This is a genomic window from Mycobacterium sp. (assembly GCF_044223235.1).
Lineage (GTDB): Bacteria > Actinomycetota > Actinomycetes > Mycobacteriales > Mycobacteriaceae > Mycobacterium.
Window position 1 is genome coordinate 18,959 of the sequence record NZ_JBGAME010000021.1, and the last position, 12,947, is coordinate 31,905.

Here is a 12,947-nt window from a genome sequence, read left to right on the forward strand (position 1 = left end):
GGTTGACGACCTCACGGATGCAGGTTCCACTGGCCGCAATCCAGTGCCAAAACGTCATTGACGTCGACTTCCGTTCCGCCGACCAAGGGCCCCGGCGTCGACGCGGTGCTCACGATGCGTTGGTAGAGAACTGCGGCGGGGTGGATCTGACCGCGCGACCAGGCGCGGGTCTGCCAGGCCCACCGGCGGCCAGGCGTGCGCGAACTCCCGATAACGCCATCGGCGATGGCCCACTGACATACGTCGATGCCGCCGTATACGCCGGTGCGCTGCACCCCGAGCACCGAGTTGATTCCGCGGAACCACTGCAGTGCGACGGCGTCCCAGGTGTTGCGGCTGATGTCCTCGTCGACGCTGAAGAAGATCGGAGCGCTGCGGCCACCACCTGCCGCGGTGTGCAGTTGCCAGGCGGCGTGAGCATCCGCGATCCCGCCCGCGTACCCGCGGGTGAAGTCCGACGGTGCGGTCCCGCCCGGCTTGCCGTACTGGTAGTTGCTGACAATCACGAGTCCCGCATTGGTCAGTGACTGGGCGTAGGGGCGGGTGATCGGCTTGGCGCCGAAGTTCGAGCCGGGACGCGAGACGGACACGTAGTTGATCACCCCGGCGTAGCCGGCGGCCCGGATGTGCTCGGCTGGAATCTGGCGCGCGGCGAAGTCGATCAGCTGGGGAGCGGCGGCCGCGGCTGTGGGCAGGCCGACGCCGGCTGACGCCGCACCCAATCCACCGAGCGCGGCGGCCGTGTAGCGCAGCGCGTCACGTCGGGAAACCGTACCTGATCGCCGAAGGCTGTCTGTCCTCGGCAATTCCCGCATCGGGCGATGTTACCAATGTGACGGTTGTTAACGATGTAGCCTCGCCCGCGCCTCTGATGGCCGTGACGATCACGGCGTCGCAGCGCCATCGTCGACGCGGTGGCACCTCAGGGGCGCAGATGCGGCAGCACGAAGTCGTACCCCTGCGCGAAGTGTCCGTCGCCCGCGCTGCAGCGGCCCTTCTGCGGGTAACCGTCATAGAACATGGCATTGCACTTGCTGCAGAACCGCCACTGCGTCTGGGCGGTCGGCGTGCCCGGAACATCATGCGGCAGACCGAAGTTGTGACGGAAGCGGTTCTCTCTACGGTGGCCGTTACGATTGCCGGGGCAGCGCCCCTTGCTGGGGAAGCCATCGAAGAACATCGCCCAGCACGGTTCACAGAACCGCCACCTGGTCTGCACGGTCGGCGATTCCACACCATGAACCGGGATCTGGAAGGTGTACCCCATTGCTTCGTGGGCACCGCCGGCCGGACACAATCCCTTTGCCGTACCGGCAGGCTCGTTCCTGCCCTCATAGAACAAAGTCTGGCATTTGTGACAGAACCGGAAGGACTGTACGACGGTGAGACTCATGATGGGACTCCCAAGGAAAACGGTATTCCTGCTCGTAACGACACTCTGGACCCGCAATCGAACCGCGTCGCGAGTAGTTGACTACTCGAATGGGCGAGGGGTGCAACCCGCCGGGGGCGGGGGTTGCGGCTGCGCGGTGAGCTCAGGACACGAGGTGGTGCTCGTAGGCGTACGCGGTGGCCGCCGAGCGGGACGTGAGCCCGAGCTTGGTGAAGATGTGGTTGAGGTGGCTGGCGACGGTCTTCTCGCTGATGTAGAGCTGCGCGGCGATCGCCCGGTTGGTCTTGCCCCGAGCGACAAGCGCCAGTACTTCGGCCTCGCGGGCGGTGAGATCCTCCGGCGTCCGGGCGGTCGCGGCAGGCCGCGGCGGATGGGCGCCCGCGCCGAGCGCGTCGAACGTCGACCTGGCGGCGCGTCGTTCCAATGCGGCGCCGTCGAGGTCGGCGAGAACTTCGCACGCATCGGCGATGAGCAGGCGCGCGCGTGCCCCTTCGTACGGTGCGCTCAGCTCGCTCCATTCTCGGGCGGCACGACGCAGAGCCATCAGCGCGGTGGGCGCGTCGCCCAGGGCGAGGTGGACGGAACCGGTCGCGAGTGCGGCGTGGGCCCGCAGCAGTGGTGAGCGCAAGTCGGTGGCGACAGCCGATAGCGCGTCGGCGGCGGAACGGGCGCCCTCGACATCGCCTGCGGCAAGCAGGATCTCGGCTGCGGCGCACAGCACGCGGGCACGAGCGATGGGTTGCGCGGTTTCGGCGAGCAGGCGTCGGATCTGCGCAGCGGCGACGTCGACGCGGCCCTGCGCGAGGCGCAGCAACGCCATCCCGGGTTGGGGTTGGCAGTGGAGTTCGTTGGCACGTTCGTAGGCGTCCTCAGCGAGCCTGAATTCGCCTCGTAGCCGATGCAATTCACCCTCCACGTAGTGAGCACCGCCCAGGGTCAGGGGATTGATCGGTTCGGCGAGCCGCGCACAGGCGTCCCGGACGACGGTCACCGCGTCGGACCAGGCGCCGTGCAGCGTCAGGATCTCGGCGCGGTGCAACAGGCAGTGGCCCCGGTACAGGACAAGGCCGAGCTGGACCTCGCACCATCGCGTGAACGAGTCCGTCCACTGCTCACAGCGGCGAAGGTCGAACAGTTCGTGGCAGGCGTCGATGACCGTGCAGTACGCGTCGCCGATCGCCATCGGCGGGATCTCGCGGGCCTCGACCGCCACCATGGCCTCGTCGAGCAGCGAGAGGCCGTCGGCGATCTCGCCGACGTAGATCAGGCACCGGCCCTCAGCAATGCGCGCAAACGTGAGCAGCTCCCGATCGCGGAACCGCTCACCGATCTTGGCCGCCCGCCCGAACGCCGTGCGTGCGGCCGCGATGTCGCCATCGGTGAAGATGCGGCACATCCCGGCCGCGTGCTCAAGGAACCCGCGCTCGACACAGTCGATGTTGGCCTCGTCCAGCAGACGGTGTGACCGCTCGACCCACCCGCTGGCCCGGGCGATGTCGCCCTTGAACGCTTGCGCCTGGGCCAGCCGCACGCCGAAGCGAGTCGCCCGCGCCACATCGCCCGTCTCAAGGCAGCGCTGATGCCCCCGGCCCCAGAGTTCGAAACTCTCGTCGTCGCGCCCGGTCATGTAGGCGGCGGTCGCCAGTTGGTCAAGCTCCTCGACATCCAGTCCTTGCTCGGCATCGAGCACGGCGAGTTGCCGATACTCCTCACCCCATGCCCGTGGGGTGTTGATGCTGTCGCGTCGCCCGTTGTCGAGACCCACCCCATCAGTGTGGGCCGATCCCGCAGGCGCTAACCGAAGAATGTGGCAGCGGTGCCGGGATCGGCCCCCAGGAACATCCACATCTCGACGATGCGGTCACCGGCGAACCGGTACACGAACGCATTGTCCGACTCGAGTGTTTTGCCGTGCCGGCCGAGCACGGCATGTTCCCACTCGGCGGCCCAGCCGTCGACGCCGACGCAGAACTGCTGCTCGAGCTTGACATCTCCGTCCGTCGCTTCGAACACCGCGCCGATCGCTCCGAGTATGCCGGCCACGCCGAGATGGTCGCCGGCGGTGGCGAACGGGCCGCGAAGGTGCAGCACGAAGTCGTCGGTGAACAACGACGTGAGCGTCTCGCTGTCCTGGTCCACGATCGCCCGGGTCATCCGGTTAACTGTTGTCACGTTCGGGTGCTCGCTCATCGGTGCCTCCTTCCGCGTGGGGTTTCGGTCCGTACCGTACGAGTTGCGGCCGGCCTCGCGCATCGGGCGAACCGTGGAAATCCCAACCGGCGCATCGGTATTTCTGTGGACGGCGACGAGCATCAATCAGCCATTCGCCCGATGCGCGGGCTCCCGGTCGATTCGTACCGTCAGACCAATCGCACCAGCGAGAGAGGGGATCGACATGATCAGCGCGCAAGACCTCATCGTCACCGACGTCGGCACAGCCGAGCGTCTCAGTGAGGCACTCGCCGAGGTGTTCCGCACGGCCGAGGTAGGAGACGTCCTCACCGACGACGTATTCCTCGACGGGAACCCACCGCTATGGCGGTTCCAGCTGCAGGGCATCGAGGCCTTCGCCGCGTGGTACAAGAGCTACGCACCCAACGGCATGGACGAGGTCAACGTCGTGCGCACGGTGCCCACCGCGGCGGGATTCGTCACCGAGCTGACCGAGAGAAATCGCGAAGGCAGCGGCAAGGAGATTTCCGGCCGCAAGATCGTACTTTGCACGGTGCGCGACGGCCGGATCTCCGAGCTGACCGTCTACTGCAGCGGCGACTGGGACGACGAACTGCGGGCTCGTCATGCGGCCGAAGCGCCGATGCTGCGCCCGTGACCGGTCATTTCCGAGCGCCGTAGTAGTAGTTCAGCGGAGTGGATTCGACCCCGCCTTCATTGCCCGCGCCGCACTGCGCGGTGATGCCTGTTCGATCATCGAGTTGGCGGCGACGACCGAATACGAGTCCGAGAGCGCGTTCACCACGGCGTTCCGGCGGGGCCACGCTGAAGTCAGAGCTGTACTCGGGCGGCGCTCGGTCAGCCCGCGTTCTTCCATGCGCCGCAGCTGATGTGACAGCCGGCTGCGTTCCCATCCGATCTGCGCCGCCAAGTCGCTGATTCCGGTCTCAGGCGTTGGCGGAACATGTTCGTCTCACGGAACGCTTCATGTCCTACGACGGAGGCGCCGGCCAGGCGTGGTCGGGGCTGACGATCTTCACGATCTCTGCGAAGAAGTTCCAAACGCCGAGCGGGTCGGCATTCGAATTGACCAAGACCACCAGTGTCTTGCGTTCGGGGGGAAGGTAATAGGCGTAGGACTGGTAGCCCGCGATGTTTCCGTTGTGGCCAATCCAGCCATTCTGGTACTCGAGTCCAAGTCCGTACATCGAACCCGTGCCTTCCGACGGCGCGAGCTGAAACTGCTCCCGCTCGCGCTGAGTGGCCGGTGAGAGCAGCGCGCCCATAGCCAAGTCGCGCGCCCACACCCGCAAGTCGTCGAGCGTCGAAATCATGTTTCCCGCACCGAATCCCCACGACGGGTTCCAGTCGGTCGCGTCGACCGTCTCGCCGGCGGGTGTTCTCGTGTACCCCTGGGCGTGCGGTGACGGCATGGCCGCATCGATGGGAACCACGGTATGTGCGAGATCGCTGGGCCGCGTGACGTGCTCCTCGATGTACGCATGCAACGGTTGGCCGGAGACCTTCTCGACCACGAGACCGAGCAGCGCAGTGTTGGTGTTGCTGTAGTCGAACTCGGTGCCCGGCGGGAAGAGCGGTGGACTGCTGGAACCAATCTCGACGAGTTCCTCGGGAGTCCATTGGCGGTAGGGTTGACTCGGCAGCGCCGGAATCACCACCTCTGAATAGTCGCGAATACCACTGCGCATGGCCGCCAACTGGCGGATGGTGATCACGTCTCCATTGGGGACATGGGACACATACCTCTCGATCGGATCGTCGAGGCCAACCTTCCCCTGATCCACCAATTGCAGCACGGCGGTAGTGGTGAAGGTCTTGGTCAAGCTGCCGACGCGCATGGACAGATCGGTGGTCATGGGTTCGCCGCTGACTGCATCCCGTACCCCGAACGCCTGGGCGTAGGGTGCGGCGCCGTCCTGCCACACACCGACGATGGCCCCCGGAACCGAGGCCTGCGGCATGGCCGTGACAATCGTTTCGGTGAGTTGCGCATCGCGCGCGCCCGGTTGCGCGGCCGACTCGCCGCATCCGACGACGCCGGCCATCAGGGTCACCGCGACCGTGCCGATTCGCCACCCCGAAAGTGCCTTCACCACCGTCCCCCGATCTACACCTGCACATCGATGTGCCCGAAGCTTGCCTTATCGGTTTCCTACTTGGATGGGATTCGGTCAAGTCGTACTCACGTGTCTCACCACACGTTTGCCGGAAGATCACAACGCCCGCCCGGGGAGCACTGGTGGGCTCATAAAATGGGCGCCCATGAATCCTTTGTCGAAACGCGAGGACGCGTCCGACATCACCGCCGGCTCGGAGTTGCGCCGAGTTCGGCTCTGTGTCATCGACGTGGACGGCACACTGCTCGACAGTAATCATCGGGTTTCGGCGCACACCGTCGAGGCAGTTGCCCAGGCCCGGCGGCGGGGCCTTCAGATCCTGCTGGCGACCTCCCGTGGGCCGAAGGCACTGAAACCTGTTCTGGCTGAGATACCTTCGTTGACCGGCGAGGTGTTCATCGGTTCACAAGGCGCGGTGACGGCGCGTTACGGTGAAGATGGCCACCTGGTGGTCATCGCCCAACAACAGATGGCGGCAGACTCAGCCCACTCGTTGGTCAGAATCGCCACCGACCACGAAATCGCGGTCAGCTGGTACTCCGGCGAACAGTGGTATGTGTCGTATGTCGACCACACCGTCGAGCGCGAAGCCGACATCGTTGGAGTCGCCCCCGACATCCGCGACCTCTTCACTCTCGTCGACGGCCCTGACAAGCTGATGCTCGTCGCCCCCGACGGCGATCCGCGGTCACTGGTACCCGTGATCGACGCCATTCCCCCAGATGTGCGAGCCCAAGTTTCCAATCCCACGTACCTCGAAATCACCCGTCATGACGTCGATAAGGCGCACGCCGTCGCGCAGTTCTGCGGCGACTCACACATCGACGCGGCCGAGGTTCTCGCCATCGGAGACGGCCCCAACGATCTGGGCATGTTCGCCTTCGCGGGAACGAGTGTGGCACCCGCCAATGCACGACCGGAAGTCTTTGCAGCAGCAGACTTCACGACGTCCTCCAACGACAACGACGGGGTGGCGAACGTGCTCGATGCGCTCGCGCACGCCAGGTGAACCCATGTACAGATCGTCGAACCGTCGGCCGCGACGAGGCTACGCGGGTTACCGTGGCCGTCGACACCCAAGCGAGTAAGGACCACGACGATGCTCATCGCACTCGCGAGCGACCACGCCGGCCGCGCCCTGAAAGAGGAGATCAAGGTTTTCGCCAGGGCGGGCGGCCACGAGATCATCGACTTCGGCTGCGACACCGACGACCCCGCCGACCTGCCCGACCACGTCCTGCCCGCGGCGCTTGCCGTCGCGCGCGGCGAGGCGGACCGCGGGATCTTCGTCGATGGTGTGGGGTACGGCAGCGCGATGATCGCGAACAAAATCGCGGGTGTGTTCGCCGCCGTGTGCCAGGACCCGTTCTGCGCGGAACTAGCTCGCTCACACTCGGACACCAACGTGTTGTGTATCGGCGGCAAGATCATCGGCTCCGCCATTGCGATCGAGATCGTCCGGGTGTGGCTGGCCACCGACTGGCTTGGGGCCAGCCCGGAAGGTGAGAAGTACGCCCGCCGTGTGCAGAAGGTCAAGGACATCGACACCCGTCACACGCAACCGCTTCAGTGAGCCGAACCCGTCGCAGAACGGGCGGGAAGCGGTGCACCAGCCCGCACCCGCTGCACTCACGCAATGAAGGCGCCGTGCTAACCCGCGATCGAGTCACGCACATCTAGCAGCGCAGCGTCTGCCGCCGCACGCCCGACGCCATTTTGGGCCGCGAGATCCACTTTTTTCAGGCATCGCGCGGGCGCGGAGCTGCAAAGCGTCGATCTCGGCGCAGCGGTCGCACACCCGCCGAGGCTGCGCGAAGATGTCCGGCCGGGCGTCTACGATGCCTGCGGCACACCCATGACCGATGGAAGGGACGAGCAGTGAGTTACACCGCCGCCGACATCACCGAGCTCGATGATGTCCAGCACACGCGACTGCGGCCGGCGGTGAATCTCGGGCTGGACGTGCTCAACACCGCGCTGCGCGAGTTGGTGGACAACGCGATCGAAGAGGTAGCCGATCCCAGTCACGGCGGTTCCACCGTCACCATCACGTTGCACGCCGACGGATCCGTCAGCGTCGCCGACGACGGTCGGGGCCTGCCCATCGATTCCGACCCGGTGAACGGCAAGAACGGCATCGTCAAGACGCTCGGTACCGCACGGGCGGGCGGGAAGTTCTCCGCCCACTCCGACGCCGCGAGCACCGGCGCCGGGCTGAACGGAATCGGTGCCGCGGCCGCGGTGTTCATCTCCGCGAGGACCGACGTGACAGTACGCCGTGCCGGGAAGACCTACCTGCAGAGTTTCGGCAGCGGCTACCCCGGGGTGTTCGACGGCGCCGGGGGCCGGGGGTTCGACGCAAATGCACCCTTCACCCGCTCCGATACGCTGAAGCTGCGCGGCACCGGCAACCGCACGCCTGACGCACACGGCACCACGGTGCGCATCCTCTTCGACCGGGCCGTGGTGCCGGATTCCAGCGTGGACGTCAACGAGGTGCTGCTGCGCGCGCATGCCGCCTCCCGGATGTCCCCCGGGGTGCACCTGATCGTCATCGACGAGGGATGGCCGGGCGAGGAGGTCCGGCCCGAGTTGCTCGAACCGTTCAGCGGCCCCTGGGGCACGGCTACCCTGCTGGACCTCATGTGTACTGCCGCAGGTACTCCGGTGCCCGGCGTGCGCGCCGTGGTCGAGGGCCGCGGCGAATACACCACCGGTCGCGGCCCGACCCCGTTCCGTTGGTCGTTGACCGCGGGCCCCGCCGAGCCGGCCACGGTCGCCGCGTTCTGCAATACCGTGCGCACCCCCGGCGGCGGTTCCCATCTGACGGCCGCGGTGAAGGGACTGTCCGAAGCGCTGGCCGATCGGGCCTCCCGCATCCGCGACCTGGGCCTCGCCAAGGGCGAAGACGGCCCGGAGGCACAGGATTTCGCCGCGGTGACGGCGCTCGCCGTCGACACTCGGGCACCCGATGTGGCATGGGACTCGCAGGCCAAGACCGCGGTGTCCTCGCGCTCCCTCAACGTGGCGATGGCCCCGGACGTGGCGCGCAGCGTCACCATCTGGGCCGCCAACCCCGGCAACGCAGACGCCGTGTCACTGTGGACCAAGTTGGCCTTGGAGTCGGCCCGGGCCCGGCGCAGCGCTGAAGGTGCCAAGGCCCGGTCCCGGGCGGCGTCGAAGGCCAAGGGACTGGGGACGAACCTGTCGCTGCCGCCGAAGCTGCTGCCCAGCCGGGAGACCGGACGCGGTTCGGGCGCCGAACTGTTCCTGTGCGAGGGCGATTCAGCGCTGGGCACCATCAAGGCGGCGCGCGACGCCACGTTCCAGGCGGCCTTCCCGCTGAAAGGCAAGCCGCCCAACGTCTACGGATTCACCGTGAGCAAGGCCAGGGTCAAGGACGAGTTCGATTCGATCGAACGGATCCTGGGCTGCGGGGTTCGCGACAACTGCGATCCCGAACTGTGCCGCTACGACCGCATTCTGTTCGCCTCCGACGCCGACCCCGACGGCGGCAACATCAACTCGAGCCTGATCTCGATGTTCCTGGACTTCTACCGGCCACTCGTCGAGGCCGGCATGGTCTATGTGACCCTGCCGCCGCTGTTCGTCGTCAAGGACGGCACCGAGCGGATCTACTGCCAGGACGAGTCCGAACGCGACACCGCCGTGGCCGATTTGAAGGCCAGGTCCAAACGCAAGGTCGAGGTGCAGCGGAACAAGGGCCTCGGCGAGATGGACGCCGACGACTTCTGGAACACCGTGCTGGATCCGCAGCGCCGCACCGTCATTCGGGTGCATCTCGACGACGGCGACCCGAAGCTGCACCACACTCTGTTCGGTGGGCCGCCGGAGGGACGGCGCACGTGGATGGCCGATGTCGCCTCCCGCGTCGACACCTCTGCTCTCGACCTGACGTAGGAGACACACTGTGACCGCCACCCTGGACGTTCCTGAGCAGAACCCCGATCTGGTGCTCGACCAGAGCGCCGACGACTACTGGAACCACTACCAGCTGACCTTCGCGCTCTATAGCGTGAGCGACCGCGCCATCCCGTCCGCGTTCGACGGGCTCAAGCCCGGCCAGCGGCGACTGCTGTATCAGATGCACGACTCGAGACTGCTGCCCGGCAACAAGCCGCAGAAGTCCTCGAAAGTCTGCTCGGCCGTCACCGGCAACCTGCACCCGCACGGCGGCGCGTCGATGTACGGGGCCGCTGCGCTGATGGCCGCGGAATTCCAGCGCGTCAAAGTCATTGACGGCCAAGGCGCTTTCCCGCGCATCCAAGGTGACATTCCCGCGGCCGATCGCTACACCGAAATGCGGTTGTCCGCACCGGGTGCCGCACTGACCGCTGAGCTCAACGACCACGCCGTGCCGATGGTCTCGACCTTCGACGGTGAGTGGATCGAGCCGACAGTGCTGCCCGCCCAATGGCCGGTGCTGCTCTGTAATGGCGCTGTCGGCATCGCCGAAGGGTGGGCCACCAAGGTGCCCGCACACAATCCGCGTGAGGTGATGGCGGCGTGTCGCGCGCTGCTGAAAACCCCGAACATGACCGACGACAGGTTGCTCAAATTCATTCCCGGCCCCGACTGGGGGTGCGGCGCCACCGTGGTCGGCACGACCGGACTGCGGGAGTACATCACCACCGGTCGCGGTGCGTTCACGGTGCGTGGCACGGTGTCCGTCGACGGCAAGAATTGCATCATCACCGAGCTTCCGCCCGGTGTCGCGAGCAACACTGTGCAAGACAGGATCCGGGCGCTGGTCGAGTCCGGAGAGATGTCGGGTGTGGCCGACATGTCCGACCTCACCGACCGGCGCAACGGGCTACGGATCGTGGTCACTGCCAAACGCGGCCACAATGCCGAAACCATCCGCGAGCAGCTGCTCGCCCTGACCCCGCTCGAGTCGACGTTTGCCGCCAGTCTGGTCGCGCTCGATGAGGACCGCGTGCCGCGCTGGTGGTCGGTGCGTGAACTGATTGCCGCGTTCCTGCACCTGCGCGATTCGGTGGTGTTGCGCCGCAGCGAGTATCGGCTGGAGAAGGTCACCGCGCGACGCCATCTGGTGGCCGGTCTGATGCAAATCCACCTCGATATCGATGCTGCCGTCGCGGTCATCCGCAGCTCCGACACCGTCGACGACGCCCGGCGGGGACTGCAGGAGCGGTTCGGGATCGACACCGAACAAGCCGATTACGTTCTGGCCCTGCAGCTTCGCCGGCTGACGAAGCTGGACGTGATTGAGCTGCAGGCCGAAGCGGAGAAGCTGGACGCCGAGTTTCTGGAGCTCACCGAATTGGTGTCGAATCCTGATGCGCGTCGGGTGGTGATCGACGGGGAGCTGGTGGAGACCGCGAAGCTGTTCAAAGGCGCCGAATTCGACCGTCGCACCGTGCTCGATTTCGACGCGGTGCCGACGGCATCCAGTTCCGACGAGGATGGCTCCCGCGAGCGGAAGTCCAACGCCGCGTGGCGACTTGATGACCGCGGCGTGTTCTCCGACAGCCATGGCGACCTGCTCACCTCTGGTCTGGGTTGGGCGGTATGGACCGATGGGCGGGTGAAGTTCACCAACGGGAACGGTCTGCCGTTCAAGATCCGCGACATTCCGGTGGCACCGGATATCACCGGGCTGCTGCGGTCTGGGGTACTCGCGGCGGGATCGCATCTGGCATTGGTGACGCGACGCGGGAAGGTGCTGCGGATCGATCCGTCGGCGGTGAACCCGCAGGGCGCGGCGGGCAACGGTGTGGCAGGGGTGAAGCTAGGCGTGGATGATCCGATGGACGCAGTGATCGCCGCCCTGCCCCTCACGTGCGAAAACGGTGAGGCCATCCTGTCGATCTCAGAAAAGGGCTGGAAAGTCACCGAGGTCGCCGACATCCCGGTGAAGGGCCGCGGCGGTGCTGGGGTTGGCTTCCACCCGTTCGTCACCGGCGAGGACGCGCTGCTGGCGGCGACGGTCTCGGCGACTGGGTTTGTGCGCGGGAAGAAGGCGGTGCGGGCCGAGAAGCGTGCGAAATCGTCGGTCAAGGGGTCCGGCGGGGACGTGACGCCGGCCATGCCGGAGTGATCAACGGCGCCTCCACCTCGCGGCCCGTGGGGATGGGAGTGCGTGGCCGCCGGTGACTAACAACTGACTAACGGCGTGGCGTCACGGTGATGTGCACGTGGTCGTAGTGGCCGTAACCCGATGCTTGCGGTCCGGCCGGCGTGTAGTAGGTGCCACGCCAGATCACATCCTGTAGTCCGAATCGGGCCGCGTTGCTCATCGCGAACGCGAGTATCTGGTCGCCGAGCGCGATACCTTCGGGGCTGTCGGGGTTGGGAATCATGATGTCGATCGCCAACCCGCTGGGATGCCACGGCTTGGAGTCCGGGCGCACCCCGTCGATGTCGGCAATCTGAGGGAACTGATGACTGACGGCCCTGGCGGCCAGGATCGTGTTGGGCTGCAACCCGGCCTCTGCGGCGACGCCGACGGGCAACGCCTCCGGAACAGCTGCAGGAGGAGCAAGGTCGCCGGGAGGCACGCCGGGCATCGCGACGATCGCCGGGTCGGCCGGAGGCGGCGCACCCGGCGGCGGCGGTGCGTTATCGACGATCGCTTGCTGTTGCGGTGTCAGCGCCGCATACTGCGCTTCCGCGGCGGCGATCTGACGCAGCAGTTCGCTCAACTTGGCCTGCAGTTCTGCGCGCACTGCGGCGGCCGACTCAGCCGCGGCTGCGGCGTCGGCGGCCGATCTCTCTGAAGCCTGAGCGGCGGCGGCCGCGCGCTCACGTGCTGAGCGAAAGGCTGCCAACTGATCGGCGAAACCAGCGCCCGCCGTCCGTTGCAGCGACAGCTGATCGATCAGTTGTTGCGGGGAGGCCGCGGTCAGCACCGCCGCGAACTGACCGTCGCGCCCACTCATGTAGTTCATCGCCGCCACCCGATCGACGGCGGCCTGAAGGGGCTCGAGCTGCGAGTTCGCCGCCTCCAGGGCCGCCCGGTCTGCGCGCTGGCGGTCAGCGGCCGCTTCCTGCTCAGCCAGTCGGGCGTCGGCATCGCGTTGGGCGGCCGTGACGGCCTCGCGACTGCGCACCGCCTGCTGGGACAACTCGTTCAGCGTGGCCAGCGCGTCAGCCGCCGGGTCTGCGTAACCGTCGCTGATCGATAAGCCCAGCACGACGACTGCGGTCGCCAAACCGCACACTGTTCGTCGAACGGAATGGCGCACCCTGGTCACGCGGAT

The 12,947-nt window shown here is 66.6% G+C and carries 11 protein-coding genes and 1 pseudogene; 5 read left to right on the forward strand and 7 right to left on the reverse strand.

Annotated elements, in window-relative coordinates; all coding sequences use genetic code 11:
* Positions 1–11 precede the first annotated feature (11 nt).
* The 4 genes from ADBZ6K_RS20530 to ADBZ6K_RS20545 all read right to left on the reverse strand — a co-directional run bounded on the left by ADBZ6K_RS20530 (position 12) and on the right by ADBZ6K_RS20545 (position 3,583).
* Entirely contained in the window at positions 12–815 is an 804-nt protein-coding gene (locus ADBZ6K_RS20530) for a glycoside hydrolase domain-containing protein (protein ID WP_526350099.1), read from the reverse strand.
* 107 nt (positions 816–922) lie between these two features.
* Positions 923–1,393, reverse strand: coding sequence for a hypothetical protein (locus tag ADBZ6K_RS20535; protein ID WP_526350101.1), 471 nt, complete (start codon positions 1,391–1,393; stop codon positions 923–925).
* 142 nt (positions 1,394–1,535) lie between these two features.
* Positions 1,536–3,158 carry a helix-turn-helix transcriptional regulator gene (locus tag ADBZ6K_RS20540; RefSeq protein ID WP_526350103.1) on the reverse strand — a complete coding sequence of 541 codons (1,623 nt, stop codon included), beginning with the start codon at positions 3,156–3,158 and terminating at the stop codon, positions 1,536–1,538.
* A 29-nt stretch (positions 3,159–3,187) separates the two neighbouring features.
* Positions 3,188–3,583, reverse strand: coding sequence for a nuclear transport factor 2 family protein (locus tag ADBZ6K_RS20545; RefSeq protein WP_526350105.1), 396 nt, complete (start codon positions 3,581–3,583; stop codon positions 3,188–3,190).
* Positions 3,584–3,788: 205 nt separating this feature from the next.
* Here ADBZ6K_RS20545 and ADBZ6K_RS20550 point away from each other — a divergent pair, with 205 nt between their 5' ends.
* Complete coding sequence (locus ADBZ6K_RS20550; protein WP_526350107.1) at positions 3,789–4,223, forward strand: nuclear transport factor 2-like protein; 435 nt, start codon at positions 3,789–3,791, stop codon at positions 4,221–4,223.
* Between the two features lie 180 nt (positions 4,224–4,403).
* Here ADBZ6K_RS20550 and ADBZ6K_RS20555 read toward each other — a convergent pair.
* Both ADBZ6K_RS20555 and ADBZ6K_RS20560 read right to left on the reverse strand, forming a co-directional pair.
* Positions 4,404–4,505, reverse strand: a pseudogene (locus ADBZ6K_RS20555) (ArsR family transcriptional regulator); the annotation flags it as partial.
* 52 nt (positions 4,506–4,557) lie between these two features.
* Complete coding sequence (locus ADBZ6K_RS20560) at positions 4,558–5,631, reverse strand: serine hydrolase domain-containing protein (RefSeq protein ID WP_526350109.1); 1,074 nt, start codon at positions 5,629–5,631, stop codon at positions 4,558–4,560.
* Positions 5,632–5,722: 91 nt separating this feature from the next.
* Here ADBZ6K_RS20560 and ADBZ6K_RS20565 point away from each other — a divergent pair, with 91 nt between their 5' ends.
* The 4 genes from ADBZ6K_RS20565 to ADBZ6K_RS20580 all read left to right on the forward strand — a co-directional run bounded on the left by ADBZ6K_RS20565 (position 5,723) and on the right by ADBZ6K_RS20580 (position 11,785).
* Complete coding sequence (locus ADBZ6K_RS20565; RefSeq protein WP_526350111.1) at positions 5,723–6,712, forward strand: Cof-type HAD-IIB family hydrolase; 990 nt, start codon at positions 5,723–5,725, stop codon at positions 6,710–6,712.
* Between the two features lie 90 nt (positions 6,713–6,802).
* Positions 6,803–7,276, forward strand: coding sequence for an RpiB/LacA/LacB family sugar-phosphate isomerase (locus tag ADBZ6K_RS20570; protein WP_526350113.1), 474 nt, complete (start codon positions 6,803–6,805; stop codon positions 7,274–7,276).
* A gap of 305 nt (positions 7,277–7,581) precedes the next feature.
* Positions 7,582–9,624, forward strand: a complete 2,043-nt coding sequence (locus ADBZ6K_RS20575) for a toprim domain-containing protein (RefSeq protein ID WP_526350115.1) — start codon at positions 7,582–7,584, stop codon at positions 9,622–9,624.
* Between the two features lie 10 nt (positions 9,625–9,634).
* Positions 9,635–11,785 carry a DNA gyrase subunit A gene (locus ADBZ6K_RS20580; protein WP_526350117.1) on the forward strand — a complete coding sequence of 717 codons (2,151 nt, stop codon included), beginning with the start codon at positions 9,635–9,637 and terminating at the stop codon, positions 11,783–11,785.
* Between the two features lie 67 nt (positions 11,786–11,852).
* Here the strand turns inward: ADBZ6K_RS20580 and ADBZ6K_RS20585 are convergent, their stop codons facing one another.
* The gene (locus ADBZ6K_RS20585; protein WP_526350119.1) at positions 11,853–12,941 is read right to left on the reverse strand and encodes a coiled-coil domain-containing protein; all 1,089 of its coding nucleotides are present in this window, start codon (positions 12,939–12,941) and stop codon (positions 11,853–11,855) included.
* Positions 12,942–12,947: the final 6 nt, after the last annotated feature.